General features: G+C 33.8%; 18 protein-coding genes. 11 read left to right on the plus strand and 7 right to left on the minus strand.

All coding sequences use genetic code 11. From position 1 onward, the window contains the following. The 4 genes from AABM59_RS04540 to nudK all read left to right on the plus strand — a co-directional run. Positions 1-1,347 (plus strand): TGS domain-containing protein (locus AABM59_RS04540; protein ID WP_338407792.1); only part of this gene is annotated, 1,347 nt, incomplete at its 5' end. A 96-nt stretch (positions 1,348-1,443) separates the two neighbouring features. Continuing rightward, on the plus strand, positions 1,444-1,893 hold the full coding sequence (locus tag AABM59_RS04545) for a transcriptional repressor (RefSeq protein ID WP_338407793.1): 450 nt from the start codon (positions 1,444-1,446) through the stop codon (positions 1,891-1,893). A 32-nt stretch (positions 1,894-1,925) separates the two neighbouring features. Beyond that, the gene (locus tag AABM59_RS04550; RefSeq protein ID WP_338407794.1) at positions 1,926-3,197 is read left to right on the plus strand and encodes an adenylosuccinate synthase; all 1,272 of its coding nucleotides are present in this window, start codon (positions 1,926-1,928) and stop codon (positions 3,195-3,197) included. Positions 3,198-3,248: 51 nt separating this feature from the next. Further along, complete coding sequence (gene nudK, locus AABM59_RS04555; RefSeq protein ID WP_338407795.1) at positions 3,249-3,830, plus strand: GDP-mannose pyrophosphatase NudK; 582 nt, start codon at positions 3,249-3,251, stop codon at positions 3,828-3,830. Between the two features lie 18 nt (positions 3,831-3,848). On the opposite strand, the gene AABM59_RS04560 is transcribed toward nudK, so the two are convergent. After that, positions 3,849-4,781 carry an AEC family transporter gene (locus AABM59_RS04560; protein ID WP_338407796.1) on the minus strand — a complete coding sequence of 311 codons (933 nt, stop codon included), beginning with the start codon at positions 4,779-4,781 and terminating at the stop codon, positions 3,849-3,851. Between the two features lie 140 nt (positions 4,782-4,921). Between AABM59_RS04560 and meaB the strand changes: the two genes are divergently transcribed. Next, positions 4,922-6,010, plus strand: coding sequence for a methylmalonyl Co-A mutase-associated GTPase MeaB (meaB, locus tag AABM59_RS04565; protein WP_338407797.1), 1,089 nt, complete (start codon positions 4,922-4,924; stop codon positions 6,008-6,010). Between the two features lie 2 nt (positions 6,011-6,012). Here the strand turns inward: meaB and AABM59_RS04570 are convergent, their stop codons facing one another. The 3 genes from AABM59_RS04570 to AABM59_RS04580 all read right to left on the minus strand — a co-directional run bounded on the left by AABM59_RS04570 (position 6,013) and on the right by AABM59_RS04580 (position 8,716). Then, positions 6,013-6,243: a hypothetical protein gene (locus tag AABM59_RS04570; RefSeq protein WP_338407798.1), complete on the minus strand. Its 231-nt coding sequence runs from the start codon at positions 6,241-6,243 to the stop codon at positions 6,013-6,015. 106 nt (positions 6,244-6,349) lie between these two features. Next, positions 6,350-7,258 (minus strand): prohibitin family protein, encoded by a 909-nt coding sequence (locus AABM59_RS04575; protein ID WP_338407799.1) that lies wholly within the window; start codon positions 7,256-7,258, stop codon positions 6,350-6,352. A 72-nt stretch (positions 7,259-7,330) separates the two neighbouring features. Next, complete coding sequence (locus tag AABM59_RS04580; RefSeq protein ID WP_338407800.1) at positions 7,331-8,716, minus strand: MATE family efflux transporter; 1,386 nt, start codon at positions 8,714-8,716, stop codon at positions 7,331-7,333. Positions 8,717-8,904: 188 nt separating this feature from the next. Between AABM59_RS04580 and AABM59_RS04585 the strand changes: the two genes are divergently transcribed. Beyond that, the gene (locus AABM59_RS04585) at positions 8,905-9,714 is read left to right on the plus strand and encodes a hypothetical protein (protein WP_338407801.1); all 810 of its coding nucleotides are present in this window, start codon (positions 8,905-8,907) and stop codon (positions 9,712-9,714) included. Here the strand turns inward: AABM59_RS04585 and mtaB are convergent. The 3 genes from mtaB to AABM59_RS04600 form a co-directional block, all read right to left on the minus strand. Then, complete coding sequence (gene mtaB / locus AABM59_RS04590; RefSeq protein WP_338407802.1) at positions 9,709-11,025, minus strand: tRNA (N(6)-L-threonylcarbamoyladenosine(37)-C(2))-methylthiotransferase MtaB; 1,317 nt, start codon at positions 11,023-11,025, stop codon at positions 9,709-9,711. The genes AABM59_RS04585 and mtaB overlap by 6 nt on opposite strands. Positions 11,026-11,184: 159 nt before the next feature. Further along, positions 11,185-12,360, minus strand: a complete 1,176-nt coding sequence (locus AABM59_RS04595; RefSeq protein ID WP_338407803.1) for a GlmU family protein — start codon at positions 12,358-12,360, stop codon at positions 11,185-11,187. A 115-nt stretch (positions 12,361-12,475) separates the two neighbouring features. Further along, a complete protein-coding gene (locus tag AABM59_RS04600; RefSeq protein WP_143391223.1) occupies positions 12,476-12,727 on the minus strand; it encodes a type B 50S ribosomal protein L31 in 252 nt (83 codons plus the stop codon). A gap of 244 nt (positions 12,728-12,971) precedes the next feature. Between AABM59_RS04600 and AABM59_RS04605 the strand changes: the two genes are divergently transcribed. The 5 genes from AABM59_RS04605 (at position 12,972) to AABM59_RS04625 (ending at position 18,888) form a co-directional block, all read left to right on the plus strand. After that, positions 12,972-13,499, plus strand: a complete 528-nt coding sequence (locus tag AABM59_RS04605) for a DUF4199 domain-containing protein (RefSeq protein WP_338407804.1) — start codon at positions 12,972-12,974, stop codon at positions 13,497-13,499. A 9-nt stretch (positions 13,500-13,508) separates the two neighbouring features. Beyond that, positions 13,509-14,462 carry a glycosyltransferase family 2 protein gene (locus AABM59_RS04610; protein WP_338407805.1) on the plus strand — a complete coding sequence of 318 codons (954 nt, stop codon included), beginning with the start codon at positions 13,509-13,511 and terminating at the stop codon, positions 14,460-14,462. Between the two features lie 63 nt (positions 14,463-14,525). Next, complete coding sequence (locus AABM59_RS04615) at positions 14,526-16,253, plus strand: phospho-sugar mutase (protein WP_338407806.1); 1,728 nt, start codon at positions 14,526-14,528, stop codon at positions 16,251-16,253. Then, on the plus strand, positions 16,253-18,079 hold the full coding sequence (locus AABM59_RS04620) for an ABC transporter ATP-binding protein (protein ID WP_338407807.1): 1,827 nt from the start codon (positions 16,253-16,255) through the stop codon (positions 18,077-18,079). The genes AABM59_RS04615 and AABM59_RS04620 overlap by 1 nt, the downstream gene beginning before the upstream one ends. 107 nt (positions 18,080-18,186) lie before the next feature. Continuing rightward, a complete protein-coding gene (locus AABM59_RS04625; protein WP_338407808.1) occupies positions 18,187-18,888 on the plus strand; it encodes a hypothetical protein in 702 nt (233 codons plus the stop codon). Positions 18,889-18,890: the final 2 nt, after the last annotated feature.

The following is an 18,890-nucleotide window of genomic DNA, read 5'->3' on the forward strand; positions in this document are numbered from 1 at the left end:
GCTTGGAAAATATATTCAATTGTAACTGATCATTACAGACCAAGCCCTAGCCGATTGCGGGATTGGATTTCATCACCAAAAACAACTGGCTACGAAGCTTTACATATTACGGTAATGGGCCCAAAAGGGCGTTGGGTTGAAGTCCAGATTCGTAGCGAAAGAATGGACGAAATTGCAGAAAAAGGGTACGCAGCTCATTACAAATATAAGCAAGGAGACGCCGAAGAAAGCGGGTTAGATATTTGGTTAAATTTATTAAAAGAAGCACTAGAAAACTCTGAAACCAGCGCCATAGATTTTGTTGAAGATTTTAAAATGAATTTATATTCTAAGGAAATCTTTGTTTTTACTCCAAAAGGGGAAATAAAATCACTACCAAAAGGAGCTACTTCTCTAGATTTTGCATTTAGTATTCACTCTGAAATAGGAATTCGCACCCGAGGAACCCGAGTCAACGGAAAATTAGTTCCTTTGAATCACGAGTTAAAAAGTGGTGATCAAATCGAAGTTATAACCTCACAATATCAAAAACCAAACATTAACTGGCTGGATTATGTTACGACTTCGAGGGCAAAAAATAAAATAAAAAACGTTCTAAACGAAAATACTAAGAAAATCGCCGAAGAAGGAAAAGAAATCCTCACTCGAAAGCTGAGACATTTAAAAATTACTTTAAGCGAATCGGTTATCAACGAATTGGTTAATTTTTTCAAATTAAAAACAAGTTTAGATTTGTTTTATCGTGTGGGGGTTGGAGCAATTGAAAACCAGCAATTGAAAGATTATGCCACACAAAAAAGCAATACTTTTATCAATTTTTTTAAAAGTAAAATTAAGCGCTCCGCTAGTACTGCTAGTGATGACATTCATAAACAAGTCATCAGCAGCAATTATGACATGTTGGTTTTTGGCGCAGACCAAGACAAATTAGATTATAAATTATCTACTTGCTGCAATCCGATACCGGGTGACGAAGTTTTTGGTTTCATTACCATAAATGAAGGTATTAAAGTCCATAAAAAAGATTGCCCTAACGCTATAGGTCTGCAGTCTAACTACGCTTACCGTATTATTTTAGCCAAATGGATTGACTCATCACAACAGGAATTTAAGGCGGTTTTGCACATCACAGGAATGGACATTATGGGCTTGACCAACAAACTTACTAAGGTGATTTCGGACAATATGAACGTAAACATTCAGAGCATATCTTTGAGTGGTGAAGCAGGACTTTTTAAAGGTAAAATATCGGTTATCGTTCAAAACAATACTATTCTAAAGAAACTAATCGACAATATCAAGAAAATTGATGGTATCGAAAAAGTAAGTCGAGAATATAAAAATTAAGAAAAAATTATAGGTTTAGTTGATTACAAATTTAGTTAGTAAACTTTTAAACTCTTAAACTTCTAAACTAAAAAATATAATTTATCTTTGCCTAATATGACACTAATCTTATCAGATAATAGTAAAAATCAAGAAATTGTAAAGGGTGTTTTCACATTGTATCTTGAAAATAAAGGACATCGAAAAACTCCTGAACGCTTCGCCATACTTAAAGAAATTTATGATAGCGAAGAACATTTTGATATAGAAAATCTGTATATCAAAATGAAAAATAAAAACTACCGTGTGAGTCGAGCGACTTTATACAATACTATAGAGCTTTTATTGGAATGTGCATTGGTTCGAAAACACCAATTTGGACAAAATCAAGCCTATTATGAAAAGTCCTATTTTGATAAACAACACGACCACATTATTATGACCGATACCGGAGAAGTAATTGAGTTTTGTGATCCAAGAATTCAAAGTATCAAAAAAACAATCGAGGAAATATTCGATATAGAAATTACAACCCACTCCTTATATTTATACGGAAGAAAAAAATAACAAACACAAACTAACTACAAATAACACATAGAATGACCGTAGATTTATTATTAGGATTACAATGGGGCGATGAAGGAAAAGGAAAAATAGTTGATGTTCTTACTTCAAAATATGATATTATTGCACGATTTCAAGGTGGTCCAAATGCTGGACACACATTAGAATTCGACGGAATAAAACACGTTTTAAGAACTATTCCTTCTGGAATTTTTCATAAAACTGCTGTAAACATTATTGGAAATGGAGTTGTTATAGATCCTGTTGTTCTTCAAAAAGAAATTGAAGGCTTAGCTAAATTTAATTTAGACATAAAAAATAAATTAATAATTTCCAGAAAAGCACATTTAATTTTACCTACACATCGTTTGCTTGATGCAGCATCCGAAGCATCAAAAGGGAAAGCAAAAATTGGCTCTACACTTAAAGGAATTGGTCCAACTTATATGGACAAAACTGGTAGAAATGGAATCCGTGTGGGTGATATTGAACTTGAAGATTTCAATGAAAGATACCGTTTATTGGCAAACAAACATGAAGAAATAATCAAATTTTACGATGTTGCCATTCAGTATAATTTAGAAGAAATGGAAAAAGAATTCTTTGAAGCTATCGAAGAATTAAAAAAAATAGATTTTATAGACAGTGAAGAATATTTGCACCAAGCCCAAAAAGCTGGGAAAGCGATATTATGCGAAGGAGCCCAGGGTTCTTTATTAGATGTTGATTTTGGAACTTATCCTTTCGTGACTTCTTCCAATACAACTGCAGCTGGTGCCTGTACCGGTTTAGGAATTGCTCCCAATAAAATAAAAGAAGTATACGGAATTTTTAAAGCTTATGTAACTCGGGTAGGAAGTGGCCCATTCCCTACTGAACTTTTTGATGAAGTTGGTGCAACAATGGCAAGAGTTGGAAACGAATTTGGATCTGTAACAGGAAGACAAAGGCGTTGTGGTTGGTTAGATTTAGTTGCCTTGAAATATGCCGTTCAAATAAATGGAGTTACCCAATTAATGATGATGAAGGGCGACATCCTTTCTGGATTTTCGACCCTAAAAGTATGCACCGAATACAATTACAATGGAAAAAATATTTCTCATTTTCCATACAACATAGAACCAGAAAATGTCACTCCTGTTTATAAAGAATTTAAAGGCTGGAAGGCTGATTTAACCGGAATGACAACTTATGAGGAAATGCCAATCGAGTTAAAACAATACATCGAATTCATTGAAGAATTTGTCGAAGTTCCAATAAAAATTGTTTCTGTTGGACCAGATAGAAAGCAAACGATACTAAAATAAAAACCTTAACGTCCCAATAAATTGGGACGTTTTTTTATACAATCATAACGAATGAGTAAGACAATCATAAAAATCCAAAAAACCGAGTTGCTTTCTAATAATTGGTATTTGTTAAACAAAGTAACTTATAATTATCAAAAAGAAGACAACACCGTTGAAACCCATATTCGGGAAGTGTATGATCGTGGGAATGGAGCTGCCATTTTACTTTATAATTCGGCAGAAAAAACAGTGATTTTAACGCGTCAGTTTCGATTGCCAACCTATCTTAACGGCAATAAAACAGGAATGATGATTGAAGTTTGCGCGGGACTTTTGGACAAAGATAATCCAAAGCAATGCATCATTCGAGAAACAGAAGAAGAAACGGGTTATCGTCTTCCGGTAGTTCGTAAAGTATTCGAAACCTATATGTCGCCGGGAGCTGTTACCGAAATCTTATATTTATTCGTGGGTGAATACGAAGCTACTATGAAAGTGAATCAAGGCGGTGGACTTGCTTCCGAACACGAAAACATCGAGGTTTTGGAAATGACTTTTGACGAAGCTTTCGAAATGATTCAATCGGGAGAAATCAAAGATGCAAAAACAATTATGTTATTGCAATATGCTAAACTGAATAATCTCGTTTAACTTGATTATCATTCAATTTTAAATATAACGTAGTACAAAATACCAAAACACTAATGTGATAAAAGATATTGGTATTCCAAAACCAATCATCATACTACTTAATTTTGGTTTTAAACCATAGGAAGAGGCTAAAATACTAGCTGTTATCATTGGAGGCATAGCCGATTCCATTATGGATACTTGAATAATTTGTGAATTTTGATTTAAAACTACAACGTACAACAAATAAAATATCGCTGGAGTCAATATCAACTTATATAAAAGTCCTATCCCTAAAAATCTCCAATGTTGACTTTTTCTATCAAAATGAAGCTGTAAACCAACAGAAAGCATTGCCAATGGAGTCATCCAATTTCCTATTTTTTGTAATAAATATTGAATTATGTCATGAAAATCGAAATTAAAAATATTCATTAAACAAGCTCCTAGAAAAGTGATAAATGGCGGAAATAACACAATCTTTTTTACAATATGAACTCCGCTCGAACTCCCTGATGAATACAGGATTGCTGTCAAAATTCCCAAGGTAGATAGTACTACGAAAGAACCTGGCTGATCTACTAAAATAGCTGTTTTTATAGCTTCTGGACCATATAAAGCTTCAATTATTGGAAAACCTAAGAATGAAGTGTTTGCAAAACCTGAAGTAATAATTAAACATCCAGTTAGCTTTCTAGACCAACCGATTTTTTTTCCAAGAAAGCTGAAAAAAAAATAAGAAACAACAAAGCCAATCCAAGCAACACCAATTGGGAAAAATAACTGATTATCTAATTTAATTTTTGGTATATAATACAACGATAATGCAGGAAGACAAAAATAAACTACAATATCATTTAATAATTTATAACTAGTCGTCGGGAATCGTTTTACTTTTTGCAGTATAATTCCAAGACCCAAAAAAACAAAGATTAGAATGAAGTTGATCATATGACCCAAAGATATTGACAAATTTGTTATTTCCACATTGCATAAATATAAATTTGCTATTTTTGATATAATTAGAGAATCTACATCATCACACTAATTCTTGCATATAAAATAAATTTATTCATATTTAAGCGCTAATTTTACTCAAACGATTTTAAGTTTTGGAAAACAAAAAGATAAAACATTCTGCTCTTCAAGAGAAAGCTGGAATTTCGCCTCCCGAAATTGTCAGTTCAAGTTCCGTGAACCAAGTCCGAAAATTTAGAAAAATACAGCCTTCTTCACAAGAATTAGTTGATGGTATTCTGAATGGAAGCATCACTGCTTTGAGTAGGGCCATTACCTTGATTGAAAGTACGAATAGTGCCCATTTAGAACGGGCAAATGAAGTTATTAATACCTGTTTGCCTCACGCCAATAAATCCGTTCGAATAGGAATTACGGGTGTTCCGGGTGTTGGAAAAAGTACATTTATTGAAGCTTTTGGAAAATATTTAACGAGTTTAGGGAATAAAGTTGCAGTTCTTGCTGTGGATCCAAGTAGCACTATTTCACATGGGAGTATTTTGGGTGATAAAACCCGAATGGAGGAATTGGTAAAAGACACGAATGCGTATATCCGACCTTCGGCTTCGGGGGAAACGCTGGGTGGAGTTGCTCGAAAAACACGTGAAGCAATTACGCTTTGTGAAGCTTGTGGTTTTGACACCATACTCATAGAAACGGTTGGAGTTGGGCAAAGTGAAACTGCCGTTCACAGTATGGTCGATTTCTTTTTGTTACTAAAAATTACAGGTGCTGGTGATGATTTGCAAGGTATAAAACGGGGCATTATGGAAATGGCAGACTCCATTGTCATCAATAAAGCCGATGGAGATAATATTCAAAAATCAAACTTGGCGAAAATAGAATTTAATCGGGCATTGCATTTATTTCCTGCCAAGAAATCAGGTTGGATTCCAACTACATCTACTTGTAGCGCGATTACTCACGAAGGAATTGCTGAAGTTTGGGAAACTATTTTGAAGTTCATTGAACTTACAAAAGGAAATAATTCTTACTTTGAGAAAAGGAAAGAACAAAATCAATATTGGCTTTTGGAAACCATAAATGAGCAATTGAAAACTAATTTTTTCAATCATCCTGAGATTCAAAAACTATTGGAAGAAAATAAAAAAGCGGTGCAAGACGATGAAATATCACCATTTGCAGCCGCTCAAATTTTATTAAAAAAGTATTTTAAAAAATAAACCTATTCCTTCTCGTAACGCTCCATCTCCCTGTCATAAAATTCATTGGCAAGTACAATCAATCCCTCCATTTCATCGTTTAATTCCGCTTCGTCAAGATCTTCTGCTTCTTCCATAAATTCGACTTCATCATCTTTCAGATTGATGATGAATCTTGGATAATCAAGATGAATGATAAAAATATCTTCGGGAAAATCAGTGTTGTCGCCGAGTAAAAATTTTGGTAATTCCATTTTTTTTAGATGTTATATGATAGACAAATAGATAATGAACGAAAATATATTTTAACTTTTAAAAATCTATCATCTATCCGTCTATTGTCTATTTGTCTTTTTAAGATTATTTATCAGAAAGAATAACCGGTGCGCCACCTTTTCCCATAAAAATTATTTTGGTGTTGGCAGAAGTGGCAATTTCTTTTTGAGCTTTTATTTGTTCATATTGCAATTGCTTGTCGGTTAATCCAGAAGAAATAATTCTTTGATAATCAGCAATACCTTGAGCTTCTACTCTTTTACGTTCGGCTTCTTGTTTTTCTTTTTGCAAAACAAACTGCATTTTTTGGGCATCTTGTTCTGCATTAATTTTGCTTTCGATAGATGCTTTTACAGAAGTGGGAAGATTAATATTTCTAATCAATAATTGTTCTAAAATCAATCCTCTTGTTTTGAAATCAGCCTCGATATTTTTAAATATTCTGTCTTGAAATTCGTTTCTTTTGGTAGAATACAAAGCTACAGCATCATAATAAACAGCGTTGTCACGAATACGTGTTCTGGTAACTGGACGCACAATTTTATCAATATAATTTAATCCAATTTCTTTGAAAATTGTAGGTGCATCAGTAGGCGATATTTTATATAAAACAGTCAAATCAATAACAACTTCCAATCCATCATTCGATAAAACGCGAATAGCATCATCCCCTTGTTGAGATCCTTCGCTTTGAATGGCAGACATAGTATAATTTTGAGTTTGAATATCCAACTCCGTTACGTCCAAAAGAGGATTTATTATATGCAATCCACTTTCTAATACATCGGGTTTAACACTCCCGTAAAGCGATTTAACTCCTACTTTTCCAGCATCAATTTGTTTAAACGTTGAGGAAGAAACCCCCAATATAATAACTATGATTCCAATATTTCTGAAAACGCTAGAAAATTTTGAAAGCGGATTTCTCACATCACTTTTCAAAGTAAAACTCACAATGAGCAAAATAACCCCAATAATAATTAATAGTACCATTTTATATAAATTTAGAATGTTAATTTTGCGGTAGATTACTTTTTAAGCTTGCATTTATTAAAGGAAAAAAAATTAAATAGTAGCGTTATTTTCCAATGCCAACTTTTTTGTCAATCCCGCAAAGCGAATATACAAAAATAAAGCTGCAGATGAAAGCCCTGCTAAAAGTCCTATCCAAATTCCTGTTGCTCCCAAACTAGTATGTCTTCCAAGATAAAACGAAACGGGAAATCCCAAAAGCCAATAAGCAACAAATGTAATATACATTGGCACTTTCACATCCTGTAAACCACGTAAAGCGCCAAGAACAACGACTTGAATTCCGTCAGAAATTTGAAAAACAGAAGCCACTAAAAGCAATTTAGATGCAATGATAATGATTTCCATATTGTCAAGAGTTTGTGCAGAGTCATTCATATTCAAAAACAAATGAGGTAAATAATTATGGGAAATCACGAAAAACAAACCAAAAACAGTTTCAAACATAATGGTTAATAAAAATATCGACCGAGCAACAACAATTAATTTTTTGTAATCCCTCAACCCTTTTTGATTGCTTACACGAATCATCGCAGCAACGCTAAAACCCATTGCAAACATAAAAGTAGTCGATGCCATCGTCAATGCTATTTGATTCGCAGCCTGGCTGTTCTTACCAAGGGATCCTGAAAGCCAAATCGCAGCGGTAAACAAAGTCACTTCAAATAACATTTGCATCGCTGATGGCAAACCTAGATCTATAATTTTTTTTAATATTGATTTTTTAATTTCCTTAAAACTAAAATTCTTGAAATATCTTTTGAAAGCCGCATTTTTCCTCAAAATAAAGTGCATAAAAACCAACATCATAATTCTAGAAATTACCGTTCCTAATGCCGCCCCTAAAATTCCTAATTTCGGAAAACCCCAGACTCCATAAATCAATACATAATTAAAAAAAACATGAACAACATTAGCCAAATAAATAGCATACATCGAATATTTGGTTTGCGACAAACCATCAGCAAATTGCTTGTACCCTTGGAAAATAACCACCGGAATCAAAGAAAAAGCTACCCAGTCAATGTATGGTGTAGCTAGTTTTACAACCGCTTCTGGTTGATCCATCAAGTTCATTATGGGCTTTGATAGAACTATCAAAACAAATATCACAATTCCCAAAATGGTGCATAACAACAATCCGTGGTGAAAAATAGTTCTGATTTTATTATCATCCTTTTCGGCATCCGCTTCTGAAACTAAAGGCGTGATGGCTGTGGAAAAACCAATCCCCAAAGACAACCCAATAAATATAAAACTATTGCCGAGAGAAACTGCCGCTAGCTCTGTTGAACCAAGGTTTCCAACCATAAAATTATCAACGATTCCAATTAAAGTATGTCCTAGCATCCCCAAAATAATGGGATAAGCCAATCTTAAATTATAGGAGAACTCTTTTGTGTATTTGGTAAAATTCAATTTGTTGTCTTATAGGTTGGCAAAGATACTTCAAATTTGAATAACGATTCCCTAGGAATAATTTATATTTACACAATCGATACTAATATTAATTTGGAGCTATTTCCTGCTATTCGTTGCAATCTCGCAAAAAAGCGAGGATTTTCACTTCTATCAGGGCTATGGGATTTGTTTTCAAGATAACATTTATGCAAGATTTTACACTCGAATTACAATTTAAAATCACCGGTATTGGTTCGGCTTCAGGAATTATTTACAAAGATAATTTGCTGTTTATCATTTCAGACAACGGTACTTTTCTATACCAATATGACATAGAAAAAAAGAAATTGGCCAAAATAAAACTCTTCGAAAATGGTCAGGAAAACATTCCTAAAAAAGACAAATACGATTTCGAATCCATTTGCCTAAAAGAAAATAAACTTTACATTTTAGGTTCTGGATCGACATCCAAAAGAGAAAAAAGAATAAGTTATAATCTCCAAACCAAAGAAGTAAAAGAAAAAGACATCACAAAATTATATCAAAAATTAAAAAATAGTGCCGCCATTTATGACGACGATCTTAATATTGAAGGATCTTTATTCTACAATGAAAAATGGTGTTTTTTTCAAAGAGGAAATGGAGCCAATTCTAAAAATGGGGTTTTCATCAGCAATCAAAATGACAATATCATTTTTTCAGCAATAAAATTACCAAAAATCAAACACATCGAAACTTCATTTACCGATGCAATTCTAGTGGAAGAGAAAATTTATTTTTTGGCAACTGCCGAAGACACCACTTCAACTTATAACGACGGCGAAATTCTTGGAAGTATCATTGGTCGATTAGACGTTCAATCAATGCAAATCGATTTCACACATAAAATAACTGACACCCATAAATTCGAAGGACTGACACTTTATAATAAAACCAAAGACAAAATAGAGTTTCTGCTTTGCGAAGACAATGATACTGAAGCTTTAGAAACGAATATTTACAAATTGAGTTTATAAAAACTCGATTCTCACGCTACCATCCTCATCAATTTTAGTCAAACTGATTTCCTGTAAAGTATTGACTAATTCTGGATTCCAAGGTGTTTTTACGCGAACGTAATTTTCGGTAAAACCGTGAATGTAGCCTTCTTTATTTTCAGTCTCAAAAAGTACCGTTCTGTTCGTTCCTATTTGACTTTCATAAAAAGCACGGCGTTTTTTTACAGATAAACTGCGCAACATTTTACTCCGTTTTGCTCTAACATTTGCAGGAACAACACCTTCCATTTCGGCAGCTTCGGTATTATCACGTTCTGAATAGGTAAAAACGTGTAAGTATGAAATATCCATTTCATTCAAAAAATGATAGGTTTCCAGAAAATGTTCGTCGGTTTCGCCTGGAAAACCAACAATTACATCGACACCAATGCACGCATCTGGCATCACTTCCCGAATTTTATTTACGCGTTCCGTATATATTTCTCGAAGATAACGACGCTTCATTAATTTTAGGATTTCATTGCTTCCAGATTGCAAAGGAATATGAAAATGGGGTACAAAAGTGCGACTTTTAGATACAAATGCTATAGTTTCATTCTTCAATAAATTAGGTTCAATCGACGAAATTCGCAATCTTTCGATTCCTTCTACTTTGTCCAATTCCTGAACTAATTCTAAGAAAGTATGTTCGTGTTTTTTGTTGCCAAATTCTCCTTTTCCGTAATCGCCGATGTTTACGCCTGTCAAAACAATTTCTTTGATTCCTTGTTCTGAAATTTCTTTGGCATTTTTCAATACATTTTCCAATTCATCGCTTCGAGAAATTCCTCTTGCCAATGGAATGGTACAATAGGTACATTTATAATCGCATCCGTCTTGCACTTTCAAGAAAGCACGCGTTCGGTCGCCAATAGAATAACTTCCCACATAAAAATCGGCTTCCGAAATTTCGCAAGAATGTACTTCGCCCCTATCGTTTTTGGACAAATCATTAATATAATCGGTGATTTTGAATTTTTCGGTAGCACCAAGAACTAAATCGACACCATCAACATTAGCTAATTCTTCAGGTTTCAATTGGGCATAACAGCCAATCGCTGCAACAAAAGCTTTATCATTCAATTTCATTGCTTTCCGCACGACTTGCTTGAATTGTTTGTCGGCATTTTCAGTTACAGAACACGTATTAATAACATACATATCGGCTACTTCTTCAAAATCGACACGGTCAAAACCTTCGTCCTGAAAGTTTCGTGCAATGGTAGAAGTCTCCGAAAAATTTAATTTGCATCCAAGTGTATAAAAGGCAACTTTTTTTCTTTTTTCCATAAGTTTCTTAAATTAATGAAATCGTTGTCAAAAAATTTAAGGTTGCAAATTTACAAACAAAAAACTATAAAATGAAATCATTAGTTTCTTATGCAAGAAAACCACAACTACTTTCGAAATTGTGGTCATTTTAAATTTTAAAATCAGAATGTTTTCAAATTACTCTTTTCTCCACTTTTTAGTTTCCTCAAAAACGTGTTCTAAAATTTTTGCTTCTTTCTCGTCAAAATCAACATTTCTGCGACTCATTACTAATCGGGCAGTTTCGAAAGCTTTTTTGGTAATATAAGTAGTGAAACCTGAAGCGCCACCCCATGAAAAACTGGGCACAAAGTTTCGTGGAAATCCAGCGCCAAATACATTTGCGCTTACACCAACAACTGTTCCCGTATTAAACATCGTATTTATACCGCATTTACTATGATCTCCCATCATCAATCCACAAAATTGTAGTCCAGTTTTGGCAAAACCTTCAGTTTCATAGCTCCACAATTTTACTTCGTCATAGTTGTTTTTTAAGTTGGAAGTATTGGTGTCGGCTCCAATATTACACCAATCTCCTAGAACAGAATCCCCAAGAAATCCATCATGTCCTTTATTGGAATACGAAAAAAGAACAGCGTTTTTAACTTCTCCACCAATTCTAGAATAAGGCCCAACAGTTGTCGCTCCATAAATTTTGGAAGCCATTTTTATTTGTGCATTTTCACACAAAGCCAATGGTCCACGAATAACGGAACCTTCCATTATTTCGGAATTTTTTCCAATATAAATAGGTCCTGACGAAGCATTAAGTGTCACAAATTCGAGCCTTGCTCCTTCTTCGATAAATATATTTTCTTTGGCTATTACATTTACACTTTTCGGAATCGGATGTGATTTTCTGTCTTCGGTCAACAATTCGAAATCTTCACGAATCGCGGCATCATTATTAGAAAAAATATCCCAAGTATGTTCCACTCGCAAGCAATCCCCTTCAAATTCCATGATTTCATAAGTATCAAAATCGACTTCTTCCTGGTTTTCACTGGTATAAAAAGCAATGACTTCATCCCCTTTAAAAATAGCTTGATTCGATTCGAGATTGCTTACCATTTCGGCCAAAATTGTATTGGGAAGAAAGGAAGCATTTATCATTACATTTTCCTCCATTTCGACCATTGGAAATTTCTCGGATAAATATTCCTCAGTTAGAGTTGTAGTGGTAGAGCCCAAACGCATTTCCCATTTTTGACGAATCGTCATAATTCCAATAAGAATATCGGCAACCGGACGCGTGAAAGTAAAAGGCAATAGAGCGTTTCTGGCCGGACCGTCGAAAAGTATATAATTCATAGTATATTTCTGTTAGAGACTTTACAGGTTCAAAGTTACAAAGTTTTGGATAGCAATTAAAATAAAAAAGCCCCGCAAATTGCGAAGCTTTATATTTATTACAAACCAGTAAATATTATTTACCGTGTTTAGCGTATTTAGTTTTGAATTTATCGATACGACCTGCGGTATCAATAAGTTTAGATTTACCTGTGTAAAAAGGGTGAGAAGTTCTAGAGATCTCCATTTTTACAACTGGATATTCAACACCATCAACTGTGATTGTTTCTCTTGTATCTGCAGTAGATTTAGTAATAAAAACGTCTTCATTTGACATGTCTTTGAATGCAACTAAACGGTAATTTTCTGGGTGAATTCCTTTTTTCATCTTTATGTTATTTATTTTTTGAGCGTTTTAATTTTGAAGCTTTCTCTACTTTAGAAAAAGGTGTAAATGCAACTACTCTTTTTGTTTAAAACTTTTAATTATTTTGAGTTTGCAAATTTACACTTATTTTTCAATAATCAAATCTTTACATTACTTTTTTTATATAAACGTAAAAAACGATTTTTGCCCTTGAATATATTGGGAATTGCTATATTTGTGGATTAATAAATAAATACTTTCAACTATGAACGAAGTTATAAAGAAAAACGGGATTTTTTACGGGATAATTACTGGCGTTGTAGGTGCATTAATAACCGCTTTGATATATTCAATAGATTTAAAATTATTCACTTCTATGTGGATTGGTTTTGTAAGTATTGCAATCTATATTGTAATTGGGATAATTTTACTCTCTAAAACCAAGCAAGAACTAAAAGGAATATTTTCTTTTAAAGATGCTTTTACTACCTATTTTATTTCGGCTGTAATTGGAATTTCAATTTCCGTTGCCTTTAATATCATTTTATTCAATATTATAGATCCTTCCGTAAAAGATACTCTTAAAGAATTAACAATGAAATATATGGTGGAAACCATGCAAAAATTTAATTCTCCATCATCTGTCATTAATGAAGCGATGAAAAAACTCCAAGAAAACGACCCCTATTCTTTTGTTGAATTAATAAAAGGATCGGTATTTAAAATTGCATTCAGTGCTCTTTTTGGATTATTATTGGCTTTAATTTTCAAAAGCAAACCTTCTCAAGAATAAAAAACATAAATGAATTTATCTATACTTATTCCGCTTCTTAACGAAGACGAGTCGCTCAAAGAACTTTATGCCTGGATAATTAAGGTAATGAAGGCTAACAACTATTCATATGAAGTTATTTTCATAGACGATGGAAGTTCTGATAATTCTTGGTCAATTATCGAAGAATTAGCTACCGAAAATACAAATGTAAAAGGCATTCGATTTATGAAAAACTTCGGCAAATCACAAGCCTTGCACGCTGGTTTTGCAAAAGCACAAGGTGATGTAATCATCACTATGGATGCCGATTTACAAGATAGTCCAGAGGAAATCCCAGGATTATTTAATATGATTACCACACAAAATTTTGATTTAGTTTCTGGCTGGAAAAAGAAAAGATACGATTCAGTCGTTTCAAAAAATCTTCCTTCAAAACTATTCAATTGGGCGGCTAGAAAAACATCTGGTGTAGAATTAAATGATTTTAATTGCGGATTAAAAGCTTACAAAAATATTGTCATCAAAAACATCGAAGTTTCGGGCGAAATGCACCGTTACATTCCTGTTTTGGCGAAAAACGCTGGTTTTGGTAAAATTGGCGAAAAAGTGGTGCAACATCAGGCCAGAAAATATGGTGAAACTAAATTTGGAATGGAGCGTTTCATCAACGGATTTTTGGATTTAATTACCATTTGGTTTTTGTCAAAATTCGGTAAAAGACCAATGCACTTGTTTGGTGCTTGGGGATCAATAATGTTTATCATTGGTTTTCTTTCGGCTGGATTTATTGGCTTTATGAAACTGTATAAACTGTATCACGGTTTGCCTTATGATTTGGTTACGAGCAATCCTTGGTTTTATATTGCACTGACCACAATGGTTTTAGGAACCCAATTATTTTTGGCTGGTTTTCTCGGCGAAATTATTTTAAGAACAAAAAACAACGAGGAACGGTATAAAGTTTCTAAGGAAATAAATTAATGATGTCACAAATTATGACCTCAAAAAATCATAAAAAGACATTCAAATTTTTAAAAACACAAAATGGAAATTAAACAACGCATTTTAGATGCAGTAAATGAATGGCTTACTCCCACATTCGACAAGGAAACACAAGAAGAAATTATAGAAATGATGACCTCTTCGCCAAAAGATCTTGAAGAAAGTTTTTATAAAAATCTTGAATTCGGAACTGGCGGAATGCGCGGCGTAATGGGTGCTGGAAACAATCGCATCAATAAATATACGCTCGGCAAAAGCACGCAGGGACTTTCTGACTATATGCATAAATCATTTCCAAATCAACCTTTAAAAGCAGTAATCGCTTATGATTGCCGTCATAACAGCGATACTTTGGCAAAAACTGTTGCTGACGTTTTTACTGCAAATGGGATTCAGGTGTATTTATTCTCTGATATGCGACCAACTCCAGAGTTGTCTTTTGCCCTTAAATATTTAGGTTGTCAATGTGGAATCGTACTGACTGCATCACATAATCCTCCTGAATACAATGGTTACAAAGTGTATTGGGAAGATGGTGGACAAATCGTTCCTCCACAAGATGAAGCTATCATCAACACTATTGAAAATTTAAATTACAACCAAATCAAGTTTGACGCCAACGAAGATTTAATACATTATATTGATTCTGAAGTGGATGAGGCTTTTATAAAATCATCCATCAAAAATGCCAGTTTTGACACTTCGGCGGAAGCCAAAGAAAAATTGAATATTGTTTTTACTTCATTACACGGAACTTCCATAAAATTAGTTCCCGATACTTTATCCCAAGCTGGCTACTCCAATGTAAATATCGTTGAAGAGCAAAGGGTTCCAAATGGGGATTTTCCTACGGTGAAGTCTCCAAATCCAGAGGAACCGGAAGCATTGACTATGGCATTGGCATTGGCAGACAAAACCAACTCCGACATTGTTATTGGAACTGATCCTGATTGCGATAGACTTGGTGTAGCCGTTCGAAATAATGAAGGCCAAATGACTTTGTTGAATGGAAACCAGACAATGATTTTGATGACCGCATTTTTATTGGAACAATGGAAAAAATCAGAAAGAATTAACGGAAAACAATTCGTGGGTTCGACCATCGTTTCTACTCCAATGATGATGGAATTGGCAACTAATTATGGCGTGGAATGCAAGATTGGTTTGACTGGTTTTAAATGGATTGCTAAAATGATAAAAGACTTTCCAGAATTGGAATTTATTGGTGGCGGAGAGGAAAGTTTTGGTTTTATGGTAGGGGATGCAGTCAGAGATAAAGATGCAGTTGCTGCCACTTTATTAGTTTGCGAAATTGCCGCACAAGCTAAGGCCAATGGAAGCACGGTGTACAAAAAACTTCAACAATTATATATAGAAAACGGATTTTATAAAGAACACCTGATTTCCTTGACCAAAAAAGGAATGGATGGCATACAGCAAATCAATCAAATGATGGTTGATATGAGAGAAAACCCTTTGAAAGAAATCAACGGACAAAGAGTGATTATGTTGGAAGATTATCAGTCATCGATAGCTAAAAATTTACTTACGGGAGAAGAAACCAAAATGGAAATTCCAAAATCAAATGTACTGATCTATTATACCGAAGATGGCTCCAAGATTTGCGCTAGACCGAGTGGTACGGAACCGAAAATCAAGTTTTACATCAGTGTAAATGCGCGATTGGATAGCGTTGAAAATTTCACTGAAGTAGAATTAATTTTAAATGAAAAAATAAAAAATATTATTGCATCAATGCAATTGAGCTAATGAACAATTTTAAGAAAATATTTCCCTTTATTATTCCCTATAAAAAATATGCTTACTTCAACATATTTTTTAATGTGTTGTATGCGCTTTTCAGTACGCTTTCGTTTATGTCATTAATTCCAATGATGCAGGTTTTATTTGACCAAACCAAAAGAAATACAACACTGCCAATCTATAAAGGAATTTGGGAATTTAAAAAATTTGCCGAAGATTATTTAAGCTATTATATCACAAATGCAACGGATTCATTCGGAGTTGGATATACCTTGTCAATTATGGTAGTCGTAATAATCTCCATATTTTTGTTAAAGAATTTGAGCGATTATATGGCACTGTTTTTTATCACTTTTTTGAGAAATGGTGTTTTGAGAGATATGCGAAATGCGATGTACAAAAAAACGATCGATTTGCCGCTTTCCTTTTTTTCCGAAAAAAGAAAAGGAGATACCATTGCTAGAATTTCAGCTGATGTAAACGAAGTGCAAACTTCATTTCTTTCGATATTGGAGCTAATTGTAAAAGAACCTTTGACAATTATATTTACTATAATCGCGATGCTAACTATTAGTGTTAAACTGACTCTTTTTGTTTTTGTTTTTATTCCGATATCAGGCTATGTTATTTCACTTATTGGAAAACAACTGAAAAAGAAATCGACACGAGCACAACAGGAACAAGGCATCTTTTTATCGACTATCGAAGAAACTCTTGGCGGATTGAAAGTCGTTAAAGGCTATAATTCTGAAAATTATTTTAATCGTATATTTCAAGAATCAACGCAACGTTTTTTTGTATTATCCAATAGTATTGGAAACAGACAAAACCTAGCTTCACCAGCGAGTGAATTTATGGGAATTATGGTCATCGCTATTTTGCTTTGGTATGGCGGACACATGGTTTTAATAGAAAAAACCTTAAATGGCGCATCGTTTATTGCTTATATGGGATTGGCTTATAATATTCTTACGCCGGCTAAATCTATATCGAAAGCATCGTATGCCATCAAAAAAGGAAATGCTGCTGCAGAACGCATTTTAGAAATTCTAGATCAAGAAAACACAATAAAGAGTAAGAAAGACGCTTTGAAAAAAGATTCTTTTGAATCAAATATTACGATAAAAAACGTTAACTTTAAATATCAAGATGAAGCCGTTTTAAAGAATTTTTCACTCGAAGTCAAAAAAGGACAAACCGTGGCGCTTGTGGGTCAATCTGGTTCTGGAAAAAGTACGATTGCTAACTTATTGACTCGTTTTTATGATGTAAATGAGGGAACGATTTCAATTGATTCTGTCGATATAAAAGATTTGAATTTACAATCGCTTCGTGGCTTGATGGGATTAGTTACACAGGACAGTATTTTGTTTAACGACACTATAAAAGCTAATATTTCATTGGGGAAATTAGATGCAACCGATGACGAAATTATCGAAGCTTTGAAAATTGCCAATGCTTATGAATTTGTAAAAGATTTGCCACTTGGAATTTATACTAACATTGGTGACAGCGGAAACAAACTCTCTGGTGGTCAAAAACAAAGATTATCTATTGCGCGTGCGGTTTTAAAAAATCCCCCGATAATGATTTTGGATGAGGCCACGTCAGCACTAGATACAGAAAGCGAAAAATTTGTACAAGTGGCGTTAGAAAATATGATGCAAAATAGGACTTCAATAGTGATTGCTCACCGACTTTCCACCATTCAAAAAGCGGAAAAAATTGTGGTAATGCAAAAAGGAGAAATAGTAGAACAAGGAACACATGACGAATTAATTGCAAGGAACGGAACGTATCATAAATTAGTTACGATGCAGTCTTTTGAATAATAGTCTATATTTGAACACGGATTAAACGGTTTACTAAAGCAAAAATGTTACTTTTGATGGATTTTAATTTTGTTTTTTGATGAGCTAAGATCTTTAAATGATTAAAAATGTACCTCAATAACAAAAACATAAAGCTTCCCGAGGATCCAAGCACTATAGTTTGGAAATATTTGGACTTGTCCAAGTTTCTCGATTTGTTGATGTCAAAAAAGCTATTTATGTCGCGTTCGGACAAATTTGAAGATCAATATGAAGGTACTTTTAGCGAGCCAACTTTTGAAGAAATTAAAAGACTATCAGTCAACAATCCCGAATTCTTGGATTATTACAAATCACACCGAGAAAAAGTAATGGTTAGCAGTTGGCACATTAACCAATATGAATCGTTTGCAATGTGGCAAATTTTCACCCAGAATAGTGAAGGTTTGGCAATTCAATCTACGATTGGCAGATTACAAAACGCAGTTATTCCCGAAAAAAAATACAAGCAATACATTGGCGAAGTCAACTACATTGATTACAAAAAAGAATACATACCTTTTGAAGACATGTTTTTTCCATTTCTATTCAAGAGGAAAAGTTTTCAGTATGAGCGGGAAGTTCGTATTTTAACTGACATTGGTGATGAAAATGTTAAAATCAATGAGGGGATGAAAATTGACGTGGACATCAACCAATTAATCGAAAAAATCTACATCCACCCCAAATCAGAAAACTGGTATAAAAACCTCGTTATTGAATTGGTTTCAAAATTAGGTTTTGATTTCACGATAGAAAAATCAGATTTGGAAAGTGATATTTTGATATAGAG

Origin of the sequence: uncultured Flavobacterium sp. (genome assembly GCF_963925185.1) — a bacterium.
Classification (GTDB): Bacteria; Bacteroidota; Bacteroidia; order Flavobacteriales; family Flavobacteriaceae; genus Flavobacterium.

Coding starts and splice junctions, on each gene's coding strand:
- AABM59_RS04545 (WP_338407793.1), top strand. CDS start 1,444: ATGACACTAATCTTATCAGATAATAGTAAAAATCAAGAAATTGTAAAG.
- AABM59_RS04550 (WP_338407794.1), top strand. CDS start 1,926: ATGACCGTAGATTTATTATTAGGATTACAATGGGGCGATGAAGGAAAA.
- nudK (WP_338407795.1), top strand. CDS start 3,249: ATGAGTAAGACAATCATAAAAATCCAAAAAACCGAGTTGCTTTCTAAT.
- AABM59_RS04570 (WP_338407798.1), bottom strand. CDS start 6,243: ATGGAATTACCAAAATTTTTACTCGGCGACAACACTGATTTTCCCGAA.
- AABM59_RS04575 (WP_338407799.1), bottom strand. CDS start 7,258: ATGGTACTATTAATTATTATTGGGGTTATTTTGCTCATTGTGAGTTTT.
- AABM59_RS04585 (WP_338407801.1), top strand. CDS start 8,905: ATGCAAGATTTTACACTCGAATTACAATTTAAAATCACCGGTATTGGT.
- mtaB (WP_338407802.1), bottom strand. CDS start 11,025: ATGGAAAAAAGAAAAAAAGTTGCCTTTTATACACTTGGATGCAAATTA.
- AABM59_RS04595 (WP_338407803.1), bottom strand. CDS start 12,360: ATGAATTATATACTTTTCGACGGTCCGGCCAGAAACGCTCTATTGCCT.
- AABM59_RS04600 (WP_143391223.1), bottom strand. CDS start 12,727: ATGAAAAAAGGAATTCACCCAGAAAATTACCGTTTAGTTGCATTCAAA.
- AABM59_RS04605 (WP_338407804.1), top strand. CDS start 12,972: ATGAACGAAGTTATAAAGAAAAACGGGATTTTTTACGGGATAATTACT.
- AABM59_RS04610 (WP_338407805.1), top strand. CDS start 13,509: ATGAATTTATCTATACTTATTCCGCTTCTTAACGAAGACGAGTCGCTC.
- AABM59_RS04615 (WP_338407806.1), top strand. CDS start 14,526: ATGGAAATTAAACAACGCATTTTAGATGCAGTAAATGAATGGCTTACT.
- AABM59_RS04620 (WP_338407807.1), top strand. CDS start 16,253: ATGAACAATTTTAAGAAAATATTTCCCTTTATTATTCCCTATAAAAAA.
- AABM59_RS04625 (WP_338407808.1), top strand. CDS start 18,187: ATGTACCTCAATAACAAAAACATAAAGCTTCCCGAGGATCCAAGCACT.